Origin of the sequence: Paenibacillus sp. SAFN-054 (assembly GCF_051966755.1) — a bacterium.
GTDB lineage: Bacteria > Bacillota > Bacilli > Paenibacillales > Paenibacillaceae > Paenibacillus_AQ.
This window is the reverse complement of record NZ_JBQCKS010000001.1, coordinates 1,819,037-1,842,345: the sequence shown is the minus strand read 5'-3', so window position 1 is coordinate 1,842,345 and position 23,309 is coordinate 1,819,037. Positions and strand designations below refer to the sequence as shown.

General features: G+C 49.9%; 30 protein-coding genes. 28 read left to right on the top strand and 2 right to left on the bottom strand.

Features of this window, described 5'->3' with window-relative positions; genetic code table 11:
- Positions 1-15: 15 nt before the first annotated feature.
- Positions 16-951 (bottom strand): polysaccharide deacetylase family protein, encoded by a 936-nt coding sequence (locus tag ACTHPM_RS08520; protein ID WP_440394749.1) that lies wholly within the window; start codon positions 949-951, stop codon positions 16-18.
- Positions 952-1,044: 93 nt separating this feature from the next.
- Between ACTHPM_RS08520 and ACTHPM_RS08515 the strand changes: the two genes are divergently transcribed.
- The 21 genes from ACTHPM_RS08515 to ACTHPM_RS08415 all read left to right on the top strand — a co-directional run bounded on the left by ACTHPM_RS08515 (position 1,045) and on the right by ACTHPM_RS08415 (position 17,604).
- Positions 1,045-1,347, top strand: coding sequence for a hypothetical protein (locus tag ACTHPM_RS08515; RefSeq protein WP_440394748.1), 303 nt, complete (start codon positions 1,045-1,047; stop codon positions 1,345-1,347).
- Positions 1,348-1,534: 187 nt separating this feature from the next.
- The gene (locus ACTHPM_RS08510; RefSeq protein WP_440394747.1) at positions 1,535-2,149 is read left to right on the top strand and encodes a genetic competence negative regulator; all 615 of its coding nucleotides are present in this window, start codon (positions 1,535-1,537) and stop codon (positions 2,147-2,149) included.
- An 89-nt stretch (positions 2,150-2,238) separates the two neighbouring features.
- The gene (prsW, locus tag ACTHPM_RS08505; RefSeq protein ID WP_440394746.1) at positions 2,239-2,934 is read left to right on the top strand and encodes a glutamic-type intramembrane protease PrsW; all 696 of its coding nucleotides are present in this window, start codon (positions 2,239-2,241) and stop codon (positions 2,932-2,934) included.
- Between the two features lie 70 nt (positions 2,935-3,004).
- Positions 3,005-3,154, top strand: a complete 150-nt coding sequence (locus ACTHPM_RS08500) for a hypothetical protein (RefSeq protein ID WP_213648588.1) — start codon at positions 3,005-3,007, stop codon at positions 3,152-3,154.
- 257 nt (positions 3,155-3,411) lie between these two features.
- Positions 3,412-4,773: a germination protein YpeB gene (ypeB, locus tag ACTHPM_RS08495; RefSeq protein ID WP_440394745.1), complete on the top strand. Its 1,362-nt coding sequence runs from the start codon at positions 3,412-3,414 to the stop codon at positions 4,771-4,773.
- 137 nt (positions 4,774-4,910) lie between these two features.
- Entirely contained in the window at positions 4,911-5,561 is a 651-nt protein-coding gene (locus tag ACTHPM_RS08490) for a flagellar brake protein (RefSeq protein ID WP_440394744.1), read from the top strand.
- 86 nt (positions 5,562-5,647) lie between these two features.
- Positions 5,648-5,869 (top strand): DUF5359 family protein, encoded by a 222-nt coding sequence (locus ACTHPM_RS08485; RefSeq protein ID WP_440394743.1) that lies wholly within the window; start codon positions 5,648-5,650, stop codon positions 5,867-5,869.
- Positions 5,870-6,063: 194 nt separating this feature from the next.
- A complete protein-coding gene (cmk, locus tag ACTHPM_RS08480) occupies positions 6,064-6,759 on the top strand; it encodes a (d)CMP kinase (RefSeq protein WP_440394742.1) in 696 nt (231 codons plus the stop codon).
- A gap of 18 nt (positions 6,760-6,777) precedes the next feature.
- Complete coding sequence (locus ACTHPM_RS08475; RefSeq protein ID WP_440394741.1) at positions 6,778-7,368, top strand: lysophospholipid acyltransferase family protein; 591 nt, start codon at positions 6,778-6,780, stop codon at positions 7,366-7,368.
- Between the two features lie 120 nt (positions 7,369-7,488).
- Complete coding sequence (gene rpsA, locus ACTHPM_RS08470) at positions 7,489-8,715, top strand: 30S ribosomal protein S1 (RefSeq protein ID WP_440394740.1); 1,227 nt, start codon at positions 7,489-7,491, stop codon at positions 8,713-8,715.
- Positions 8,716-8,964: 249 nt separating this feature from the next.
- A complete protein-coding gene (gene der / locus ACTHPM_RS08465; RefSeq protein ID WP_440394739.1) occupies positions 8,965-10,287 on the top strand; it encodes a ribosome biogenesis GTPase Der in 1,323 nt (440 codons plus the stop codon).
- An 11-nt stretch (positions 10,288-10,298) separates the two neighbouring features.
- Complete coding sequence (gene plsY, locus ACTHPM_RS08460) at positions 10,299-10,934, top strand: glycerol-3-phosphate 1-O-acyltransferase PlsY (RefSeq protein ID WP_440394738.1); 636 nt, start codon at positions 10,299-10,301, stop codon at positions 10,932-10,934.
- Positions 10,924-11,964, top strand: a complete 1,041-nt coding sequence (locus tag ACTHPM_RS08455) for an NAD(P)H-dependent glycerol-3-phosphate dehydrogenase (RefSeq protein ID WP_440394737.1) — start codon at positions 10,924-10,926, stop codon at positions 11,962-11,964. The genes plsY and ACTHPM_RS08455 overlap by 11 nt, the downstream gene beginning before the upstream one ends.
- Before the next feature lie 66 nt (positions 11,965-12,030).
- Positions 12,031-12,306, top strand: coding sequence for a stage VI sporulation protein F (locus tag ACTHPM_RS08450; RefSeq protein ID WP_440394736.1), 276 nt, complete (start codon positions 12,031-12,033; stop codon positions 12,304-12,306).
- 181 nt (positions 12,307-12,487) lie between these two features.
- Complete coding sequence (locus ACTHPM_RS08445) at positions 12,488-12,667, top strand: DUF2768 family protein (protein WP_440421501.1); 180 nt, start codon at positions 12,488-12,490, stop codon at positions 12,665-12,667.
- Positions 12,668-12,681: 14 nt separating this feature from the next.
- Entirely contained in the window at positions 12,682-13,044 is a 363-nt protein-coding gene (locus ACTHPM_RS08440) for a 2Fe-2S iron-sulfur cluster-binding protein (RefSeq protein WP_440394734.1), read from the top strand.
- A gap of 28 nt (positions 13,045-13,072) precedes the next feature.
- Positions 13,073-13,648: a nucleotidyltransferase domain-containing protein gene (locus ACTHPM_RS08435; RefSeq protein WP_440394733.1), complete on the top strand. Its 576-nt coding sequence runs from the start codon at positions 13,073-13,075 to the stop codon at positions 13,646-13,648.
- Positions 13,649-13,710: 62 nt separating this feature from the next.
- Entirely contained in the window at positions 13,711-14,067 is a 357-nt protein-coding gene (locus tag ACTHPM_RS08430; protein ID WP_440394732.1) for a 2Fe-2S iron-sulfur cluster-binding protein, read from the top strand.
- A 62-nt stretch (positions 14,068-14,129) separates the two neighbouring features.
- Positions 14,130-14,888, top strand: coding sequence for a hypothetical protein (locus tag ACTHPM_RS08425; RefSeq protein ID WP_440421499.1), 759 nt, complete (start codon positions 14,130-14,132; stop codon positions 14,886-14,888).
- Positions 14,889-15,454: 566 nt separating this feature from the next.
- Entirely contained in the window at positions 15,455-16,933 is a 1,479-nt protein-coding gene (gene spoIVA / locus ACTHPM_RS08420; RefSeq protein ID WP_440394730.1) for a stage IV sporulation protein A, read from the top strand.
- A 398-nt stretch (positions 16,934-17,331) separates the two neighbouring features.
- Positions 17,332-17,604 (top strand): HU family DNA-binding protein, encoded by a 273-nt coding sequence (locus ACTHPM_RS08415; RefSeq protein WP_127602830.1) that lies wholly within the window; start codon positions 17,332-17,334, stop codon positions 17,602-17,604.
- Between the two features lie 157 nt (positions 17,605-17,761).
- Here ACTHPM_RS08415 and ACTHPM_RS08410 read toward each other — a convergent pair whose 3' ends face one another.
- Positions 17,762-17,902: a hypothetical protein gene (locus tag ACTHPM_RS08410; protein WP_440394729.1), complete on the bottom strand. Its 141-nt coding sequence runs from the start codon at positions 17,900-17,902 to the stop codon at positions 17,762-17,764.
- Between the two features lie 105 nt (positions 17,903-18,007).
- Here ACTHPM_RS08410 and mtrB point away from each other — a divergent pair, with 105 nt between their 5' ends.
- The 7 genes from mtrB (at position 18,008) to ACTHPM_RS08375 (ending at position 23,287) form a co-directional block, all read left to right on the top strand.
- Entirely contained in the window at positions 18,008-18,232 is a 225-nt protein-coding gene (gene mtrB / locus ACTHPM_RS08405) for a trp RNA-binding attenuation protein MtrB (RefSeq protein WP_440394728.1), read from the top strand.
- Positions 18,233-18,336: 104 nt separating this feature from the next.
- Complete coding sequence (locus ACTHPM_RS08400; protein ID WP_440394727.1) at positions 18,337-18,888, top strand: hypothetical protein; 552 nt, start codon at positions 18,337-18,339, stop codon at positions 18,886-18,888.
- 169 nt (positions 18,889-19,057) lie between these two features.
- Positions 19,058-19,924 (top strand): heptaprenyl diphosphate synthase component 1, encoded by an 867-nt coding sequence (locus ACTHPM_RS08395; protein WP_440394726.1) that lies wholly within the window; start codon positions 19,058-19,060, stop codon positions 19,922-19,924.
- A gap of 8 nt (positions 19,925-19,932) precedes the next feature.
- A complete protein-coding gene (locus ACTHPM_RS08390; RefSeq protein WP_440394725.1) occupies positions 19,933-20,679 on the top strand; it encodes a demethylmenaquinone methyltransferase in 747 nt (248 codons plus the stop codon).
- The gene (locus ACTHPM_RS08385) at positions 20,672-21,544 is read left to right on the top strand and encodes a UbiA-like polyprenyltransferase (RefSeq protein ID WP_440394724.1); all 873 of its coding nucleotides are present in this window, start codon (positions 20,672-20,674) and stop codon (positions 21,542-21,544) included. Before ACTHPM_RS08390 ends, ACTHPM_RS08385 begins: the two co-directional genes overlap by 8 nt.
- Before the next feature lie 5 nt (positions 21,545-21,549).
- Complete coding sequence (locus ACTHPM_RS08380; RefSeq protein ID WP_440395387.1) at positions 21,550-22,185, top strand: UbiX family flavin prenyltransferase; 636 nt, start codon at positions 21,550-21,552, stop codon at positions 22,183-22,185.
- 127 nt (positions 22,186-22,312) lie between these two features.
- Positions 22,313-23,287 (top strand): polyprenyl synthetase family protein, encoded by a 975-nt coding sequence (locus ACTHPM_RS08375; protein WP_440394723.1) that lies wholly within the window; start codon positions 22,313-22,315, stop codon positions 23,285-23,287.
- The last annotated feature ends 22 nt before the right edge of the window (positions 23,288-23,309 follow it).

Sequence of the window (23,309 nt, the reverse complement as noted above, 5' to 3'; positions counted from 1 at the left end):
GCTGTTGACATGGCACTATCTCATTTCAAGCTCAATACTCCTAGGGTCCACGAAAGTATAGCCTTTGCTTTCCAGCTTAGTCAGCAGTTGATCCAAAGCTTCTGTTGTCCATGGCAGTTCATGCATCAAAATGTTGCTGCCTGCATGGAGCTGATCCATCACATTCTGAATGACCTTCTGCGGATTATCTGTTCCTTTGGATTTCATGGTCCAATCAAGAGAGCCGTTCGACCAGGTCATGTATAACAGGCCGTTCTCTTTGGCGATTTTTTTGCCGACATCTCCGCCTTCGCCAAACGGTGGACGGAAAAACACTGGCGTTTCACCGATCGTCTCCTTAACGATTTGCTGGACGTCTTCGATTTGCTTCTTCACCTTGGCCTCCGGTTCCTTACGAAGGGAAATGTGATCCCAGCTGTGGTTGCCGATGATTTGGCCGCGGTCATGAATCAGCTTAAGCAGGTCGGGGTTTTCTTTCACACGGTAGCCGTTGACGAAGAAAATGGCCTTGGCATGATGCTTGTCCAGCGTATCGATCAGGCTGTTGATCCATTCGGCCTTTTTCGGACCGTCATCGAAAGTCAGCAGCACCACTTTTTTCTCCGTGCCTTCCTCATTAGGAACGATATTGTAAGCCTTGTTCATGTGGTATTTAAGGGGAATGGAGGCCTCTTCCTTGGATTCCGCCTCATTGCTTTGTTCCTCGGCGTCTTTGCCCGAACTGACATGCTTAGAACCACCAGCCTCTTGGCCGGCTGCTTCGCCGCTCCCATCGTCCTTGGCGTCAGGGGCCTGATCGGAATTCGGCTTAACGTCTGAACCGGCATTCGTCGTACCCTGACTTCCGTTTTGGGTGGCTGTATTTGGACTGGTACCGGGGTCTTTTTTCTCGCCGCATGCGCTTAACAACATAGCCGTAACAAGAAGGAGCGCAGCTGTCTTTTTAACCATTTTTCCATCTCACTTTCCTGATTTTATGCCGCATGAGTCCGTCTCTTTCAGCGAACAATACACTTGATTTTATCACATAAGGAGGTTGTAATTGTGAATACTTCGTCATTTATAAGCGGTGTCCTGATCGGTGCTGCCGCAACAGCTATCATGTCCAAGAACAAAGGGTCGATCACGTCTGCCATCACGCAAAACGCAGGTAAAATGATGGATATCGGTTCCATTGGCTCCAGCGGTTCAGGCAGCTCTGGAGGTCACAGCTCCCATTATGCCCATTCGCATAATAAGGATGAAAGCATGAAGCAAATCAACGATTTCATCAGCAGCAATCCCGATGTGAAAAGAGAAGTGGATATGATTATGAAGGAAACGAATACGACCATACCGGGATTGTAAACGCATCACAAGCCATTAGAATCATTTTTGAGGCGGTTCACACTCAAAATGATTCTTTTTTTGTCTATTTTACAGCGTGCATTTCTGGTTATATAATGATAACATACTTACATAGAACTATTTTCAGCACACATTATGGGAGACATCATAATTTGTTATATCATTGCTTGCAGAGGAGGATCCTGTCATGAAAATAGAACGATTAAGCTCAGATAAGATACGGATTTTCCTCACGTTCGACGATCTGAGTGAGCGCGGAATCCAGAAGGAAGATATGTGGCAGGAGCTTCCCAAGGTCCATGAGCTGTTCACCGAAATGATGGATCAAGCCTATAACGAACTCGGTTTCGACGCAACTGGACCGCTCGCCGTTGAGGTCTTTGCTCTGCCTGCTCAAGGCATGGTCGTCATCGTGACCCGTGGGAAATATGATCATCAGCATTACAGCCACTTGGGAGAAGATGAGCTTCCCGAAGAAGTGTACGAAATGGAAGTGACGCTGGAGCAAAGCGATTCCATCGTGTACGCGTTTAATGATTTTGAGGTGCTAATCGAAGCTGCGCATGTTCTCGGCGGTCATATCACTGAGGCAGGCCGTCTTTATCATTATAAAGATAAATGGGTGCTGTATATGGATCCTGAACAGATTGATTCCGGCAAGCATCCTTCACTCATAGCCGTCTTGGCGGAATACGGAGAGGCCGCTTCCTTCACGGAGGCCGTGCTCGATGAATATGGTAAGGTTGTCATGCAGGAGAATGCCATAGCGGTGATACGCGAGCATTTCAAACGACAGGATTAAAATTTGACGCCGTCATCCCATGAACGATGAATTCATGGGATGAATTGCTTTTTAAAGCGCGGACACGGATAAAAGGGGGAAAAGAAACGGTGCTTTGGTTTTCAGTCATTGCGTCGGCGTTAGCGCCGGGACTTGCCCTTTTGACGTACTTTTACCTGAAGGACAGATATGAGCAGGAACCACTCATGATGGTTATGAAGGTATTCGTCCTTGGATTCCTCATCGTGGTGCCGGTCATGATCATACAACGGGGGATGACGGACGGATTTGGGGGCAATCCCTATGTCGAGTCATTTATCATTTCATCCTTCGTCGAGGAATTTCTGAAGTGGTTCGTCCTGTACCATATGATCTATAACCACACGGAGTTTGACGAGCCGTACGACGGCATCGTGTATGCTGTAGCCATTTCGCTTGGCTTCGCGACAGTCGAGAATGTGATGTACGCCTGGTACAGCCACGCTTCGATCGGGGCGATGTTTCTGCGGGCGTTGCTTCCCGTCTCAGGCCATGCGATGTTCGGTGTCATGATGGGCTATTATCTGGGGCGTGCCCGGTTCTCTACCGGACGCAAGGCCAAACGTTATCTGGCCTACTCGATGTTCATTCCTTGGTTTTGGCATGGCGTGTACGACCTGATTCTGGCCACCATGACGCAGTACTGGATCTGGTTCATCGTTCCGCTCATGGCATTCCTGTGGTATGGGGGCATGGGCAAGGTGTACCGGGCTAACAACCGCTCGCCATTCCGTTTTCTGAAGCGGGAGGAAGAGATTAATACGTAAACAAAGTGGGCAGACTTTATCCTACGAGATTCCATTTATGGAAAATTAATGAGGATGGAGGGTGCCTTTTTTGCGTGTAAAAGTGACGATCGTATGCAAGCAGTGCGGGGAACGGTTTATTTTGAGGGGAAAAAGAGACCGTGGACGCATTGAGACCGGCTTCAAGCAGTGCCTTTGCAACAATAAAAACCTGTTTGACATCGAAGAGCTTCCGATTTAGCCGGAAAGCTCGCTTTCGGTTTGCCCGTACGCGGGAACAGGAAATTAGGCGGGGCTGCCATTTGATGCATAAGACTCCTTTCTTCTTGTCAAACTAACAGCAGCAACCATATAAATTGAACGAAAAGTAAAGATGTTCTCTTATTCCCTGAAATCAAGGGAAGAGGAATTGCCCTTTGTTCATTTTATACAGTAGATGGATCCATATCTGTGTGATTCCTGGGTCCATGCGGTTGAAGAAAGGAGACTTGAGCTATTATGTACAAGCGACTAAGCGCTGTATTGTTTCCCATCGTTACCCTCTTAATGATCGGGGCTTTCGTGTGGGGGTACCAAGAGAATCAGGAGAAAAACTCGATTTTGATTAAAGCGGAGAATCAGTACCAGCGGGCTTTTCATGATTTGTCCTATCATATGGACCGCCTGCATAGCGAGCTTGGCAATACACTTGCGGTCAGTTCGACCTCGAACGCCATGCACCGCAAAGGGCTGATCAATGTATGGAGGCTGACGAGCGAAGCCCAGAACGAGATCAACCAGCTGCCGCTTACCATGCTGCCTTTTAATAAAACCGAAGATTTCTTGTCCAGGATATCGAATTTCTCGTACCAGACGTCCATGCGGAACCTCGATAAAGAGCCGCTGACGCCGGACGAGCTGAAAAATCTGAAGACACTCTACAAAAATTCTGCCGATATTACCAAGGACCTGCAGACCGTCCAAAGCAAGGTGATCTCGAACCGGCTGCGCTGGATGGATGTGGAGAGCGCCATGGCCACGGAAGAGAAGGCATCGGACAACACGATTATCGACGGCTTCAAAACCGTGGACAAACGCGTCGGGGCTTACCCAGAGCTCAATTGGGGACCTGCTGTATCCAGCATTTACGACAAACGCTCTGTGAAGATGCTGTCCGGAAATGCGGTATCCAAAGAGGATATTAAGCGGAAGGCTGCTAAATTCGCGGATGCCGGCCAGCATGCCTCGATTCAGGTGACGGAGAACGGCAAGGGAACGGAATGGGAGTCTTACACGGCGACCGTGACATCGCAGGATCTTCCGGCTCCCATTTCCATGGATTTCACGAAAAAAGGCGGACTTCTGATCAGCTACCACGACAACCGGAAAATCGGCAAAAAGTCCGTTACGATGGATCAGGCTAAAGCCAAAGCAGATCAGTTTCTGACCAAGAAGGGCTATAAAAATATGACGGCAGTAACAGCGGACCAGTACAGCAACATGGGTAACCTGACCTATGTGAGCAAGCAGGACGGCGTACTCATATACCCTGAAAAAATCACTGTCCGCGCCGGCCTCGACAATGGCGAGGTCACCGGCTTCCAGGCAAGCGATTACGTATATGAGCATAGAACTGAACGCAAAATTCCAAAACCGAAAATGACATTGGCCGAGGTGCGCAAAAAGGTCAATCCGGAGTTTAAGGAAACCTATAACCGCATGGCTTTGATCAAGGACGACCTGGGCAAGGAAGCGTTATGCTATGAATTTGGCGGTAATATTAACGGTTCAAGATACCGGTTGTACCTGGACGCGAGTGACGGAACCGAGAAAATCGTCGAGGAACTGAAAGCATCAGACCGCCTGGCGGCCGAAAGATAGAAGACTTTTATACCAGCTTACAGGAAGCCCCTTTCGCAAAGAGGCTTCTTTTTTTGCTCAAAAACACGCTTACCTGAATCTAAAGACATGGTATAATCAGGATATGCGGTTATTATAAGAGCTGGCGGTGAACTTTTTTGTATCCGAAAATAGGGGACTTATTATTTATTAGCGTAGATTCAGGAGATGAAAAAGAAGCGGTCGTCCAATACAAATCCAGAATCGGGGATATGGACGAGGATTCGATTCTCATCGAAGTACCGATGCAGGAAGGCACGGGACGATTGAAAAAGCTGTTTATCGGGGACGAGCTTTCGATTTTCTTTATGTCCGAAGGCGGGATCAAAAATTATTTCAATTCCTATGTCCTGGGATTCAAGGAAGATGTGATCCGAATGGTCCGCATCCGCAAGCCTGAACCGGATTCCATTAGCAAAATCCAGCGCCGCAGCTTTCTGCGCGTGAATGCGGAGCTTGAGGTCGCCGTCAAAACGGACAAAATGCTGCGCTTTGTTGCACGGACGGATGATGTGGGCGGAGGAGGCTTATCCTTCTTCTGCGATGCCAACCATCGTTTGTCGGAAGGGGACGGATTGTCCTGCTGGGTACTCGTGCCCTATAAGAACGGCAGCATTGAGCATGTTCCGTTCAATGGCGAAGTCGTACGTATCAGGGTCCTCGAGAACGGCCGCAAAATCGTCATGGTCAAGTTCATCACGATCGCGGACATGGAGCGCCAGAAGCTGATCCGCTATTGCTTCGAACGACAGTTCGATTTCAGACGCTGACACGGGCGATTGGTTTCGATTGAATCGCTGCATAAATAAGGCAGCTTCCGGAAACATTAATAGGAAAAATCCGGGAGTGCATGCATGTGAACGAAAAAGAACAGGTGAAGCAGTACCTTTTATTGTTTGAACGACTGTGCGAGCAGGCGGGGCGTCTGACGAAAATTCTGCTGATTTTTCTCCTTGCCGCCTTGGTTTTCTGCCAGGCAGCGCTGCATATCAGTCCGCTGAGACCTTTTATTTCACCGATAGACAGGCTGGATGGGGTTCCGATAAAAGAGCGGAATGTAAAGGATTGGCAGCGCTGATTCTACGGGTCTTTTTTGCATCGATGTATGTTGTGTGGTATAATTTTCACGTCGCAGGCAATGCCTGCTTTTTTCTTGAAAAGATCGGAACCCTGACGGTCTGACTGTCACCAGGTCTGTTATTCTCGGGAAAAATGCACGACAGTAAGCAATTTTCACTGTTCTTATGCTTAAGTTTGAGGAGGAATGCCCCTTTGGATCGGCAGGGGACGAAGCACAACTTGAAGATTAACATTGCAATTGATGGTCCTGCCGGGGCAGGGAAAAGCACGATCGCCCGCTTGGTGGCCAAAGAGCTGTCCTACATATATGTGGACACGGGATCCATGTACCGCGCAGTAACATGGTATATGCTGAAGCATGAAATTATGCCGGAATTTTCCGATTTGGTGCTTCAACATGCCCAAAACTTGGTGATTGAATTAATACCGGGTGTTGACGGGCAGAAAGTGCTTGTCGACGGCCAGGATGTTTCACCGTTTATTCGTTCACAGGAAGTGAACGGCATGGTATCGTTTTACTCCCAGATCGAGGGGCTTCGCAAGCACTTGGTAGCACTCCAGCAGGAGATGGCCGCACGCAAAGGCGTGGTCATGGACGGACGAGACATTGGCACAACAGTGCTCCCGGATGCCGAATTGAAAATTTTCATGACGGCAAGCGTGAAGGAACGTGCTCTCCGCCGCTTTAAAGAGCTTGGTGATGCGCAAGGATTGACGTTGGAGCAGCTTGAGAAGGACATTGCAGAGCGGGACCGTCTGGATGAAGGACGTGAAGTTTCGCCGCTGCGCTGCGCGGACGATGCCATCGTGCTCGATACCACGCATATGGACATCCCTCAAGTTGTGGATACGATCGTTTCTTATTGCAGAACTCATACGAACTCATAAGGATGGGGAGAACCAAACATGATTTATGTTTTTTGCCGTGGAGTGCTGCGGATACTTTTTGCGTTCATGTATCGCTTGGAAGCGATAGGGACGGAGAATATCCCGGAAGAAGGCGGAGTTCTGCTCTGCTCGAATCACAAAAGTCTGCTTGATCCGATCGCGGTCGGCATTAAAGTGAGGCGACAGGTCAAATTCATGGCCAAGGAAGAATTGTTCAAGATTCCGATTCTCGGATGGCTGCTCAAGCAGTTCGGCGCATTTCCGGTCAAACGTGGCGGAGTCAGCAAGGATTCTTTCAAAACGTCCCTCAAAATCTTGCGCGGCGGAGAGGTCATGGGGATATTCCCGGAAGGTACGCGTCATTCGGACAGCGGAGCTGCCAAAAAAGGGGCTGCGAGTTTTGCTCTCCGGAGCGGAGCTGCCGTGGTTCCTGCCGCAATCGTTGGTGACTACAAGTTTTTACGAAAAATGAGAGTTATATACGGTAAACCCATCGATTTATCCGAATTTGCAGCCATGGATTCCGGAGAAGCGGTCGAAGCCGTGACAGGCAAAATTATGTCGCGGATTCACGAGATGCAGAAAACCGGAAAGCCGACGCTGAATTAACCGGCCCCATGCATGAAGGCAAGCACTTATTGGAAAGATATTTACAACTATTTGATTGTTTTGAACTCTGCTTCAGCAGGTTTGAATAAATGGCTTTTTTGAATTGAGGAGGGTATTGACATGTCGGAAGAAACAAAAAACCAGGAAACTGAAGTAAATCAAGAGGAAATGGACCAATTCGTATCCTTGAAAAAAGGGGACACCGTGAAAGGTTCGATCGTCAAGCTGGAAGACAACCAGGCTTATGTAAGCATTGGATATAAATATGACGGTGTGATTCCGATTCGTGAGCTGTCTTCGGTTCATCTGGACAACGCTTCGGAAGCGGTTGAAGTTGGTCAGGAAGTGGAATGCAAAGTGGTAAGCATCGACGATGAAAAGGAAAAGCTCGTTCTTTCCAAACGCGCGATCGACAGTGAAAATGCATGGGAAGAGCTTGAAAAGCATTTCGAAGCGCAAGACGTGCTTGAAGTTGTAGTCAATGACGTCGTAAAAGGCGGTTTGGTAGCTGACGTGGGCGTTCGCGGATTTATCCCGGCTTCCATGGTAGAGCGTCATTTCGTAGAAGATTTCAGCGACTACAAAGGACGCACGCTGCGCGTAAAAGTGAAAGAGATCGACCGTGAAAACAACAAGGTCATCCTTTCCGCCAAAGAAGTGCTTGAAGCCGAATTCGAAGCCAACAAGCAAAAAGTGATGTCCGAGCTTCAAGAAGGACAAGAACTTGAAGGTACCGTACAACGTTTGACCCAGTTCGGCGCTTTCGTAGACGTAGGCGGCGTAGACGGCCTGGTTCACGTGTCCGAAATGGCTTGGAACCATGTTGAAAAACCTGCTGACGTGGTTTCCGAAGGAGACAAAGTCAGAGTGAAAGTCTTGAAAGTGGATCCTGAAAAAGGAAAAATCAGCCTGAGCATCAAAGCTGCACAGCCTGGACCTTGGGATTCTGCTGCAGAGAAATTCCACACAGGCGACGTTGTGACTGGCGAAGTGAAGCGTCTCGTAACGTTCGGCGCATTCGTAGAACTCGCACCAGGAGTCGAAGGACTTGTGCATATTTCCCAAATTTCTCATAAACACATCGGCACGCCGCAGGAAGTGCTGCAAGAAGGACAGGAAGTTCAAGTGAAAATCCTGGACATCAACACGGCTGAAAAACGCGTGAGCCTCAGCATCAAGGAAACAGAAGAAGCTCCGGCTGCTGCTCCTAGACAGGAAAGACCAGCTAAAAGCAGCAGTAACCATAAGGATGAGCTTAAAGACAATCCAAACGTATCACTGAGCAACCAAGGCCTCAGCATTACGCTTGGGGAACGTTTTGGAGACAAACTCAGCAAATTCAAATGATTGTTGCAGTCTCGGAAATGAACATCGGCGAACCCTGTAAAGGGCTCGCCGATTTTTTTTGTATAATATCTTCCTGAACAGGGCAGAGATGGATTTCATAAAAGCGCAGAAATTACTGGTATTCAGGCGCATGGAATCCTGATTGTTCGGGAAAATAGGATTAAAGTGAGCATAGACATATGAAACGTTAGCCAAAATAAGCGTTTTTTGCTATGATGATAAACGGAAGTATTGACAGGAGGAGTGAATATGGCAAGACCCGTAGTAGCTATCGTTGGCAGGCCTAACGTTGGCAAATCAACCATTTTCAATCGATTGATTGGCGATAGGCTGGCCATCGTGGAAGATAAACCGGGGATTACCCGGGACCGGATTTATGGGGTATCCGAATGGAACGGGAAACCGTTCAGCGTCATTGACACCGGTGGTATTGAAATTGATGGGGACGATGTCATCTTGAAGTCCATCCGGATGCAGGCGGAGCTTGCAATCGAGGAAGCGGATGTCATTGTGTTTATGTGCGACGCGAAGAGCGGATTGACGCAGTCAGATGAAGAAGTGGCCCAAATTCTGTTCCGTTCCGGAAAGCCTATAGTTCTGGCCGTGAACAAGGTCGACAACCTCAGCCGTCATGATGAAATTTATGAGTTCTACAGCCTGGGCTTCGGTGATCCGATTCCGATCTCGGGAAGCCACGGCACGGGTATCGGCGATTTGCTGGATGCGATCGTTGAGATTCTGCCGGAACTGAATGATGATGAGTATGATGAAGATGTGATCAGAGTCGCTTTGATCGGTCGTCCGAATGTAGGCAAGTCCTCGCTCGTCAACGCGATACTCGGCGAAGAGCGGGTTATCGTCAGCGACATTGCAGGAACGACGCGCGATGCGATTGATACGCCATTTGAGAAAGACGGACAGCGTTATGTATTGATCGACACAGCAGGGATGCGCAAGCGTGGGAAAGTGTATGAAACCACCGAAAAATACAGCGTTATGCGTGCGATGCGCGCGATTGAACGCGCCGACGTGGTGCTGATCGTCATCAATGGCGAAGAGGGCATCATCGACCAGGACAAGCACATTGCAGGTTATGCATACGAAGCGGGTAAAGCTTCGATATTCGTCGTGAACAAATGGGATGTTGTGGATAAAGACGATAAAACGATGCAGCAGTTTGACCAAAAGATCCGCGATCACTTCCTGTTCATGACTTATGCACCGATTGTATTCCTATCGGCCAAGACGAAATCGCGTCTGCACAAGCTGCTTCCTGTTGTACAGCATGCGGCCGAACAGCATAGCCTCCGCGTCCAGACTCATTTGCTTAATGACGTGGTATCGGATGCCGTTGCGATTAATCCTCCGCCAACGGATAAGGGCAGACGGATGCGCATCAACTACGTGACCCAGGTAGCCGTTAAACCGCCGACCATCGTTGTTTTCGTGAATGATCCGGAACTGATGCACTTCTCCTATGAGCGTTATCTGGAGAACAAAATCCGGGGGGCGTTTGATTTTGAAGGAACACCAATCCGAATCTTTACCCGGCGCAAGTCGGATGAAAGTTAGGGGAGAATAGATTGATTCTACAGATCTTAGCAATTGTCCTGAGTTATCTGCTCGGCTCGATCAGTTTCAGCGTCGTGCTGGCCAAGCTGCTTAAAGGAATCGATATTCGCCAGCATGGAAGCGGAAATGCCGGGGCTACCAACACGCTTCGAATCTTGGGCAAGGGGCCGGCTATCGCCGTGCTCTTGCTCGATGTTCTGAAGGGCATTGCCGCGGTATGGCTGGGGAAATGGCTTGGGGACGGAAACGGCTGGATCACTGCGCTGTGCGGTATTGCGGCCATCATCGGTCATAATTGGCCCGTTTATTTTCATTTTCGCGGAGGTAAGGGCATTGCCACCACGATTGGCGTCATGGCTACGCTCAGCTTTTTTCCTGCCCTGTGGGCCGGGATTATCGCCATCCTGCTGATCGTGTTTACCCGTTATGTATCTCTTGGATCGCTTGTATTCGTGGCGCTCACCCCAATATCTCTGTTCATCTACGGTTTGATCTTTGGTTTTGACTGGCCCATTTTTTGGTCCAGCCTCGTTATCTGTTTGTTTGCCTTCTGGAGACATCGCAGCAATATTGTGAAAATTGTTCAGGGTAAGGAAAACAAAATAGGCTCCGGAGGATCCAAAGGGGGAAAGGGAATTGTCAAATAAAGTTGCAGTGCTTGTTGCTGGAAGCTGGGGAACCGCTTTGGCAAGCGTCCTTGCGTCCAATCATCCGAATGTCGTCATTTGGAGCCGAAATAGCGAGCAAGTACAGGAAATTAACGAAAAGCATATGAACAGTCGCTACCTGCCGGAGGTTGAGCTTCCTGCGAACTTAAAGGCAACGACCGATATGGAAGAGGCCGTGACGGGAGCAGGCGCTGTTCTGATCGTGGCACCTTCCAAGGCAATGCGCGAGGTGGCCCGATCCCTTAAGGTCTACTGGCATCCCAACATGCTGTGCATACACGCGACAAAGGGCTTTGAAACCGAAACCATGAAGCGCATGTCCACGGTCATTTCCGAGGAGCTTGGCTGTACGGAGGGGGACATTGTCGTTCTCTCCGGACCCAGCCACGCGGAAGAAGTGGTCCGGCGCTGTCCGACGACCGTCGTCGTGGCCTCTCTGAATCCGAAGGCTGCGGCGGCCGCCCAGGATTTGTTCATGAATGCCGATTTCCGCGTCTACACCAACCGCGATATGCTTGGCGTAGAACTGGCCGGAGCCCTGAAGAATATTATAGCCCTTGGCGCAGGCATGTCGGACGGTCTGGGATATGGTGATAATGCCAAGGCGGCTCTGCTTACCCGCGGCCTGGCGGAAATAACCCGGATCGGTGTGGAAATGGGAGCCAATCCGTTGACGTTCTCGGGACTGGCAGGCGTCGGAGACCTTGTCGTTACCGCTACCAGCCGACATAGCCGCAACTGGCGTGCGGGCTCGATGCTCGGTCAAGGTACCAAGCTGGATGAAGTGTTGAGCTCCATGGGCATGGTGGTGGAGGGAATACGTACTACGAAGGCAGCCCACACGTTCTCGCAAAAATATGGTGTGCAGATGCCGATTGCCGATCAGCTGTACCATGTGCTTTTTGAAGACAAGGATCCCCGAATCGCCGTGGAAGCCTTGATGGGACGCGATCCGAAGACGGAAATGGAGTCTATGAAGCTGGAAACGTGGGAGCAGTGGCATAGCTGATGCTTTTCACCTTTCGAGGGCATTCCTCATATATATAGGTTGAGGACTGCCGGAGGAGGGGAGAAGATGAGCAAAAATATTTCCAAAGACGTGCTGAATGTTGTCAATAAGAAATCAGGAAAGCACATCTCTGAAAATGCCGTTAAGAAGCTTGCCAGCACCGTAAAACCTTCTACTATGCAAAATGAGACCCAGCTCCGCCAACTGATCAAGCAGGTGTCCGCGATGGCTAACGTACCTGTCAGCGAAGATACCATTCAGGATATCGTGAGCGCGGTTAAAAAAAGCGGAATGAATCCGTCGAACATGGAATCGCTGATGAAACTGATGATGAAGAAATAGCACGTGCATACCGAAGCGTAAAGGGCAATAAGTCGACGAAGCCTCGCGGCTTTGAAGACTTTATGCTCTTTTTTTCAAGCTTGCATGTCCATGGACTTGCGTTTTACATATGTTAAGAAAGCGGACAAGTTTCATGTTATAATACGTTTATATACCCGAAAAGAATGGAGAATCGTAGCCTATGGATCCGATGACAAAAATGTGGGTTTCCCTGATTGCCATCCTGGTAATGGGGTTATCCGTGTTTTTAATTACATTTGCCCGTACCAAAACGACCGGAATTCTCCGCGGTACGCTTTCCCTGGTAGCGTTCGTCATTATGGTGGTCGGATTTCTCGGGGGAATGGCGGCGTTAATGTGATGAACCGCTTCCGAATGCTATTTGAAAAGAAAAAACCGGTGGAAGAAGCCGTTCAGATGGAAGAAACGGGGCCAAAGGAAGCCACGATGCAGCTTAGGGGAAGATCCATTGAGAAGCAGGTCGTGCCTGAGCCCGGGAAGACGATCCTTCAGCATGCCAAAGACCATGAGATCGATTGGCAGCATATGTGCAAGCGTGGCACCTGTGCCCGCTGCAGATGCCAGGTGATCGAAGGCGCGGAGTTTTTGGAGGAGCCAACGGAAGCAGAGCATAAACGACTAGATCCGGAGGAATTTGACGAGGGCTTCCGCCTCGGCTGTCAAACCGTTGTGAAAGCTCCGGGTAAGATCGTCGCGCAGAACAAAACCTATTTTTAATCGGACAGGGAGAATAGGAGAGTGGGTCATGCAGATACCATCCGAATTACAGCATGCGCTGCAGCAGGTGTCCGAAACACTGAGAGAAGCCGGGGAATGCTGGTTGATCGGCGGCAGCTGCGGACTCCTGCTCCAGCATGTGCAGCTGGACGCCATGCCAAGGGACATCGATATTTATGCGGACCGGATTCATGTGGCAAAGCTGCATGATCTGCTGCTGGAATACGCAGTGGACGAGCCGGCGATCAGCGAAACGGATCAATATTATTCCGAGCTTAGTCATTATAACGTGAATGGGTACACGCTGGAGCTGGTGGGAGGATTCAAGGTCACTTCCGGGCATAGCAGGTATGAGGTGATGGTGGAGAAGCTGCTGCTTTCTCACTCCACCACAGTTTCGATGGATCAGGAAGTTCTACCGTTAATGCCGCTTATGCATGAGCTTGTCTTCAATGTCCTGAGGGAGAGATCGGACCGTTATGAAGCGATCGCCAAAGCCATTAGAAAGAATCCTTCTGCCCATCTCCCATTATGGAAGCAGATAAGCGATCACTGCAGCCTTTCTGTGAAGCATATCCGGCAAATCGAAAGCTTGCTCGGGTAATTGCCTTCTCAAGAACCTACCAACAAAGTCAGCTTCCATTGCGAGAGGAGCCGTGATCCCCAATGAATCATGAAATTACATTCAGGCCCTCCGGCAAGAAGGCCGTGGTAAGCCAAGGCACCTCGGTGCTGGCTGCGGCGCGGCGTGCAGGAGTGCATATCCCTACGCGATGCGGCGGGAAGATGGGGTGCCTGATGTGCAAAATACATGTGGACCCGTCTGCAGCCAGTCAGCTTTCCATGCCTGCGGCTTCCGAGAAGCGTAAGCTGGGCATGCTCGTCTCCCAAGGGGTCAGACTGGCCTGCCAGTCGCGGATTGAGGGGCCGGTTACGGTAGAAGTACCAGAGGATAAGCTTAAGGCAGCGATCCGTAAGCAGCTAGAAGCGGCGCGCCAAGGCGAACAGGACGAGTTATGGTAATGCCGGCTGTTATGGACCGGGTATTCTTATTATAAATACTATGGATATAAAGGATGATCATAGTGACTCAGGCACCATTTGCCACACGATCCGGGGCAATCCGGTCAGCTGCTGCAGCAGTCTTGGCCGTGCTGCTCGCATTCAGCTTGACCGGATGCTTGTATCCGGATGAAAAGAAAACGGAAAACAGAGTTTCCTATCGGGAAAGCGTGAAGCGTATTCAATCCGCGATCGATGATTTTCAAAAGGATCAGGGCCTGCTCCCAATCATCAATTCAGATGGGGAAACGCCGAAATACGAAAAATTCAGGGTCGATCTGGATCAGCTGCAAAAACGCGGCTTTATCGACGAAATACCTGCCACCGCATTCGAGAAAGGCGGAAGCGCCTATTTTCTGATTCAGAATGAAGAGACCGATCCGACCGTCAAGGTAATGGATCTGATTACCGTCCAGAAAGTAAATGACGTTCAGCGCGCGGTCAATCAGTACAAGACAGCACATGATGGCAAGCTGCCGGCAGGCGAGGAGCTGTATCCAGGCATTCATAGGGTCGACCCCGAACTCGCCAACATCAAATCGGTTGTTCTCAAGAGCGTCTATTCGGGTCAGGATATGAACTTCATGATGGATCAGGCAGGCACAGTCTATGTTGATTATGCATTCGATATCATGCAGCTGATCGACAAGGAAGGACTGAAGCCTACCCCGGAGGAAGATCTGAGGGAAGAACTCGTCAAATCGTCTGACTATGTTCCCGTCAAATCCCTTCCGTATACTTGGTCAGGGAATTCGCCCGTGGCCTCTGCACCGAAATCATAATAAGCAAGCCCATATGAACGAAGAGAGCCTTTCCTGCAGAGCACCACACTGCCGGGAAAGGCTTTATTTTGTTGGAGTGAAGAATTTTATACAAATGATATACATAGATACACATCCTTCAGCATATATCTGAGATGGATGACGAGGCCCGGCAAAGTTTGAATCGGTAGGTATGCGGATCATGGGGGTTATGCCGAAGATACGAAGTTACCCTCTTGGAAGCAGTCTATGCATATAATTTGAACTAAAAAACGTAGTCCTTTCCAAATGACGAAAGAGTCATATGGAAGGATGATACCAAACATGAGTTCATTTTATATAGATTATGAGATTTTGCAAAATACCCGTCATATTGCTTTTGATAGGTACATAATATGATACTAGTCCAAATGCCTAAAGCGAGTATCGCCGCTTTGCCGTTTCCGATCCAATTCTGACCCCGGCGGCGGACTACTGACGACATTGTATGGCGCAAATCCGTTGCAATGGCTCGAGGCTCCAGATGGAACACGAAGCGGATGCTCTTAAGCATTTTTCCTTCGGAGTAAATGAGGAGGGGATCTCTTTTGGAAAAAGTGGACATTTTTAAAGACATTGCCGAACGCACCGGCGGGGATATTTACCTGGGTGTCGTCGGCGCAGTCCGAACAGGCAAATCAACGTTCATCAAGCGGTTCATGGAAACGATTGTGCTTCCGAATATCGCCAGCGAAGCCGACCGGGCGAGAGCTGTGGATGAACTGCCGCAGAGTGCTGCCGGCAAAACGATTATGACAACCGAGCCCAAATTCGTACCGAATAACGCGGTACAGATTAAAGTGGCCGAAGGTCTGGACGTTAATGTAAGACTGGTAGACTGTGTAGGCTATGCGGTTGAGGGAGCGAAGGGATACGAGGATGAAAACGGTCCCCGCATGATTTCCACGCCTTGGTTCGAGGAGCCGATTCCTTTTCAGGAGGCTGCGGAAATCGGAACGCGTAAGGTCATCCAGGAGCATTCCACCCTGGGCGTAGTCGTCACGACAGACGGCTCCATTGCCGAAATTCCGCGCGGTTCTTACGTGGAAGCGGAAGAACGCGTCATTGCGGAACTCAAGGAAGTAGGTAAGCCGTTTGTGCTCGTCATTAACTCGACGCGCCCTCGCAGCGAAGAGACGCTGCAGCTGCGAAACGAGCTGGCTGAAAAGTATGACATTCCGGTCATGTCTCTCAGCGCGGCCACGATGACGGAGGATGACGTTACAGGCGTCCTTCGCGAAGTTCTGTATGAGTTCCCTGTGCATGAGGTCAACGTGAATCTGCCAAGCTGGGTCATGGTGCTCAGCGAGAAGCACTGGCTCCGCAGCAACTACGAAAACTCCGTTCGTGATACGGTGAAGGATATCCGTCGTCTGCGCGACGTGGACCGGGTCGTATCCCAGTTCATGGATTATGAGTTCATTAACCGGGCTGCGCTCAGCGGCATGAATATGGGGCAGGGCGTCGCCGAAATCGATTTGTTCGCTCCGGATGAGCTGTATGACCAGATTCTCATGGAAGTGGTGGGGGTCGAAATCCGCGGCAAGGATCACCTGCTGCAGCTGATGCAGGAGTTCTCCCATGCGAAACGGGAATACGACCGCTTCGCCGAGGCATTGGAAATGGTCAAAACGACCGGCTACGGCATCGCAGCACCGTCCCTTGCCGAAATGTCGCTGGATGAGCCTGAACTCATTCGTCAGGGCACAAGATTCGGCGTGAGGTTGAAAGCGACGGCACCATCCATTCATATGATCCGGGTGGACGTAGAATCCGAATTCTCGCCGATCATCGGTACCGAGAAACAGAGCGAGGAGCTTGTGCGCTACCTCATTCAGGATTTCGAGAACGACCCGATCAAGATTTGGGATTCAGACATCTTCGGACGCTCGCTGCATTCCATCGTCCGGGAAGGAATCCAAGGCAAAATTGCCATGATGCCGGACAATGCGAGGTACAAACTGCAGGAAACGCTCGGCAGAATCATCAACGAAGGCTCGGGCGGACTCATTGCTATCATTTTATAAAAAATGCATAAAAAAGAACCGCGGTGATAGGCTTCACCGCGGTTCTTTTTGTGTGTATTTATCCCTTTAGCGCCATATAAAGCGCCTAATCTGCCCGTTTACGGCTTTTTGACAAGATAGCTGCCCTTGATGCCCCCATGCTCGGGCAGTATATTTATGCATTCATTTTATTGTGTGATTAGGTCTGATTTACACGACTTTCAAGGATTTAAACCGTTCCCAAGCTTAAAACTCTTGAAATTCTAGTTGCGCTGTATTACTATAAGTTTGTCCGCGCCTGCGGCTGTACTGGCTTTATGGCGATTCTATCTGTAAAAAAAGCAGATGAACGTATATTTCGCTGCAAAACGGAAAGAGTGAGTAACAACCGATTCAACCATTGGGGAGGTGAAATAGAAATGAATAAATCCGAACTGATTTCCCAAGTATCTGAAACGGCAGAATTGTCCAAGAAGGATGCGACTAAAGCGGTTGACGCTGTATTCGAATCCATTGCACAAGCACTGCAAAACGGAGACAAAGTCCAACTCGTTGGCTTTGGCAACTTCGAGGTTCGCGAACGTTCTGCACGCAAAGGACGCAACCCGCAAACAGGTGAAGAAATCGAAATCCCTTCGAGCAAAATTCCTGCTTTCAAACCAGGTAAAGCGCTCAAAGACGGAATTAAATAAGATTTCTACATATTCCATATGTAAGCAAGAAAAAAGACCGTGATGAATCTTCAAATTTGTGCAGCTCCACGTTGATCTGTTTAAATTTTGAAGATGCCTGCAAGTTTTTTCGGTTTCGACCGAAGGAATCAGCAGGCTGCTCACGGCCTTTTCTTTTCTATTGGGATGCCGGTTCCTTCTGATCCGAATAAGCGATGAGAATGACAGGCTCGCCTGCCGCTTCGCTCATCCGCTGCTCAAAATCACGAAGCTTGGATACCGTTTCCTCGTCCAGCTGTGCCGGTTCGTATTTCGTCATCTTAACCACTCCTTTGGCCTGATATCGTGTCAGTATGCCCAAAAGATGCATTATAATCAATGATAAGGATACAGCATCAAATCCGATATGGAAGGAGGATGCAGCATGGAGAATGTCAACAACACGGATTACATTGTCGTGAAGGCGAAGGAGAATGGCGTACAGGTCATCGGATTAACCCGAGGCCATGATACCAAGTTCCACCACACGGAAAAGCTTGACAAGGGCGAGGTCCTGATTGCGCAATTTACAGATCATACCTCCGCAATGAAGATTCGCGGGAAGGCCGAGGTCCAAACGAAGCATGGCGTTATCGAGAGCGAAAGCTAGAATGCAGGCATTGCCTGCTTTTTTTCGTTGCAGGCATGAGGTATGGACATGTGGGATGAAGATTAAACTAAAGGATACCAAACTCGTGAGGGAGGTCATCTTCGATGAACCGCTACATCCTGCCAGGTGCCGCACTCGTCATCACCATGGGAACGGCTCTGCTGTTATCACAATTCCACAGCCTCCATACCTCAGCCTCCAAGACGCCGCAAATTTTACCCGTTCTCCAGCATTACAAGGGTTGGGTGCTAGGCAATGACAATATCGTCGACGCCCTGCACGAACTTCCGCTCACCCTACCGATCCGCAGAGTGGAATGGAATGATTCGGCGATGTCCATTGATCTAAACGTCACGGCCCCGGATACGAAGATCTCGGAAATGTACGCAAACATAGGGGAGATACTCTCATTCAGTTTTCATGGCACCGTTAACGTCAACCGGGTTAAGCTCCGGCTTGTGGCCGAAGACAAATGGCTCGGAACCAAGCATCTGTTATTGGCGCTGGATGTCAAAAGGGAAGCCTGGGATGCAGGGCTCATGATGGAGCTCAGAAGAACGGGGGAAGCGCCTTTATCGGAGATGATGAAGCAGCGTTTGCACGTCATAGAGACAATATTGTGGAAAAACCAGTTCGGAGCGGGGCAAAGTGGGTAATGATGCTCATGATCCATGTTCTTTTCCGAACTTCTGTATATTAAAAAAGAAGCTTTGTCACCCGTGCGTGGCGAAAAAACATGTGATATAATAGAAAAGATTGTGAACAAAAGTTCTTGTTCGTGGAGTTGAAAGTGATTTGAGAAAGAAATAGGCTCGGAGGCTGACGATGAAACCGTACCGCGTACCCCAACTAGCAAAGAAATATGTCGAATACGACATGATACAAAAACATACGGAGCTGCCGCCTTTTCCTGACGCCCGTGTTCAGCTGTTATATATTTTTCTGAACCAGGGAACAAGCAAGTCGGCTGTTCATAGCGAGCTGTTCTCGCTGGCCACGTCCCTGGTGCAAATAGGTATAGATACGCATGAAACCATCGATACGCAGGAAGGAAAGCCGGGTGAGGGCTTTATGCGCTCCCGTCAGCTGAAGGTTCTCGCAGGAGATTATTTCAGCAGCCGTTTCTATCAGATCTTGTCCCAAAAGGGGCAGATCGAGGCCGTTTCGCGTCTCAGCCAGGCGATTTGCGACGTGAACGTGCTCAAAATGAATCTGTACGGCAAAATGAAGAGCCTGTTCATGTCAGCGGAAGAATATTTGCGGCAAACGGTGCAGCTGAATATGCAGCTGTTTCTTTCGTTTACACCACTGATCGAGGAGTCGCTGCATGAGCTCTGGAATTCGCTTCTGCGGAATGTCAGCGAATGCGAGACCGTGGTCAGAGAGATGCAGCGGAGCAGCAGCGATCCGTACCTGTACAGCTATTCCTACTGGCATATCCTGGATGTTGCCAGCGAAGAAGACAAGCAGGCGCTTCGCGAACGTAAACTTGACAACAAAGACTGGAAAAAGCTGATGCTGAAGTACAAAGCGGGAGAGCACATGGCTGAAAAGCTGCGCCAGGCGGTCGGCGGCGTTCAGTCGATCCTGAAAAGCGTCAAGGGAGACAGCCTCTTCCGCGAGCTCGGACAAGTGCTCGAGCCGTTCCAGCGGCAGCTTCTTGCTTCCGGATCAGCTGTCGGAGAAGGGTAGGTGCTTCCATGAATTCTAATACTTCAGAGCCGCAGGTACATACGGAGAATCAATACGATCACGTCCAATCCGTATTCGAAAGCATTGCTCCCAAGTATGACATTATGAACGATATTATAAGCTTCCGCAGGCATAAGGCCTGGCGCAAGTTTGCTATGAAGAAAATGGCCATGAAGCCTGGAGATACGGCAGTGGATCTGTGCTGTGGCACATGCGACTGGACGCTGAGCATGGCGGAAGCGAGCGGGACGGGCAGCATAGTGGGCCTCGATTTCAGTCCCAATATGTTGAAGGTCGGAGAAAGCAAGGTCCGTGCCCAGCATATGGAGAAGCAGATCACGCTTGTCCAGGGCAACGCCATGGAACTTCCGTTTGAAGACAACCGTTTCGATTACGCGACTATAGGTTTCGGCCTGCGAAATGTACCTGATCTTGAGAAGGTGCTGCAGGAGATGATGCGCGTCGTGAAACCGGGAGGCATGGTGGTTTGTATGGAGCTCTCGAAGCCGACCTGGCAGCCGTTTAAAGGCCTTTTTAATTTTTACTTTCAAAAAATTATGCCGAATCTCGGCAAGCTTTTCGCCAAAAGATACGAGCAGTACAAGTGGCTGCCCGAATCACTGGCTCTCTTCCCGGGAAGGGAGGAACTCGCTTCGAAATTCCGGAGCGTCGGATTACAGCATGTCGAGGCTTATCCCCTGACTGGCGGCGTCGCGGCATTACATATTGGGATTAAGGAGAATCGGCATGTTTAAGAAAATCGGCGTTTTTTTGGAAATGATCAAGATCGAGCATACGTTGTTTGCGCTCCCGTTCGCTTTTATGGGCGCCATCCTGGGATCGGTCGTCGTAAACTCGCATCTGCCGTCCTGGGCTCAAATCGGATGGATCCTCATGGCGATGTTCGGCGCAAGAAGCGCGGCTTTTGGCTTGAACCGGATGATCGATCAGGTGATTGACAAGAAAAATCCGCGTACTGCAGGGCGCGCCATTCCGGCGGGACTGCTCAAAAATACGGAAGTCATCGTGTTTACGATCATATCTTTCATTTTATTATTCTGGGCGGCTTACGAGCTTTCATCCCTGGCCTTGAAGCTCCTGCCTATTGCGGTCTTTATGCTTGTCTTTTACTCGTACACCAAACGCTTCACCTGGCTATGCCATCTGGTGCTCGGCCTTACGCTGGGGTTAGCCCCGCTGGGAGGTTGGGTTGCGGTTACCAACACGATGGACTGGACTGCGGTCCTGCTGTATGTAACGGTCGCTTTCTGGACGGCTGGGTTTGACATCATCTATGCGATACAAGATATGGAGTTTGACAAGAACGAGGGGCTGTATTCAATCCCGGCCCGGTTCGGATTACATAACTCACTTCTGATTGCACGTATTTTCCATGTGATAACGGCTGTGGGCTTCGTCGTTTTGTTCTTTGTGACAGAACTCAGCTGGTGGTATTTTGCCGGCATGGTGATTTCCTATATTATTTTGTTCTATGAACATTACATCCTGTCTCCAAAGGATATGAGCAAGCTGCAAACCTCATTTTTTACGATGAACAGTGTCCTCAGCATTGCGGTGTTCGTGTTTACGCTGATTGATCTGGTGGTGCAGTACCATTGATACATATGCAGAATGAGAAGCGGGGCTGGGTGATCGGCATCACGGGAGCAAGCGGATCCGTTTACGGGGTGCGCTTGGCCGAAGTGCTGCTGGCGCAAGGATACCCGGTTCATATCGTGATATCAAGTGCGGGCTGGAGGGTGCTGGGCGAAGAGCTCGGCTGGCCTGCCGGCAAGAAGGAACAGGTACTGGAAGAGAAGTTCCGGGGACTTCCCGGAACGCTACATTACCATCCGATTGCCGATATCGGTGCTACGATTGCTAGCGGCTCGTTTCAGGTAGAGGGGATGGTGATTGCTCCCTGTTCCATGGGTACGCTGTCCGCTGTCGCAAACGGGGCTTCAGACAATCTGATGACCCGTGCAGCTGACGTGATGCTGAAGGAAGGGCGGCCGCTGCTGCTCGTACCTCGCGAGACGCCTCTTCACGCCGTCCATCTTGAGAATATGCTGAAGCTCTCCAGGCTGGGGGTACGCATCATACCGGCTATGCCGGCTTTTTATTTCCATCCTGAGACCATCGCGGATCTGGTCGATTTTCAAGTGGGGAAAATACTAGACAGCATGCGCGTTGAGCATCGTCTATTTACCAGATGGAACGGCGGTCAGGCTGCGGCCAGGCGAATCGAAGAGGACTCGTAGGCTGTGCCAGTGATTTATGTAATGGAAATATGCTATGATTTGACTGATAATGTTTCTGACAAAGACTCGAATTCTGCTGCTTGGGAAAAGGACTGCGGATTGAGAATACGCTGACACGGGTGAAGGAATGAAAAGACTAGACATATTCGGACTACTGAAAAAAGACATGAATTACATCGAAGACGAGCTGTTTCGGAGCATCGAAGGCGAGCATGAGCTGCTGAATGAAACGTCCATGCACCTGCTGAAGGCGGGAGGCAAACGTCTGCGTCCGGTATTCGTCCTGATGGGCGGCAAATTCGGCTCTTACGATCTTGAAAAGCTGAAGCATGTGGCCGTCCCGCTGGAGCTGATCCATATGGCTTCCCTGGTCCATGACGACGTCATCGACGATGCGGATACCCGCCGCGGGGAACTGACGGTCAAGTCCAAATGGGATAACCGCATTGCGATGTATACGGGTGATTACATCTATGCCCGTGCGCTCATGATCGCTGCGCAGCTGGAGAAACCTCAGATTCACCAGGTCCTATCCAAAGCCATGGTTGAGATGTCCATCGGGGAAATGGAACAGATCCGGGATTTCTTTAATACGGAACAGAATGTACGACGTTACTTGCTGCGGATCCGCCGGAAGACGGCTCTCTTGATCGCCATCAGCTGCCAGCTTGGCGCCGTGGCTTCTGATGCCGACCGTAAAAATGCCAATTTGCTGTACCGTTACGGCTACAATGTCGGCATGGCTTTTCAGATTCAGGATGACCTTCTGGACCTGTGCGGCACCGAGAAACAGATCGGCAAACCGCCGGGCAGCGACATGAGACAAGGGAACATCACAATTCCAGTCATTTATGCGCTGCAGGATGAAGAACTCCGCGACCCGCTGCTGCGTGAGATCGGATATATCCGTGAACGCAACGGGGAATGCGACGTCTCGGGAGCCATCCGGATGATCAAAGCAAGCAAAGGCATCTCCCAGGCGGAAGAACTGGCGGACCGCTATATCCAAAAAGCGCTGGATGCGCTTGAACGGCTGCCGGACAATCGGACAAAGAAAAACCTTAGGGATATCGCGCATTTTGTAACAAAGCGGTCGTATTAAGGTTTTAAGCCCCGCCCAATTG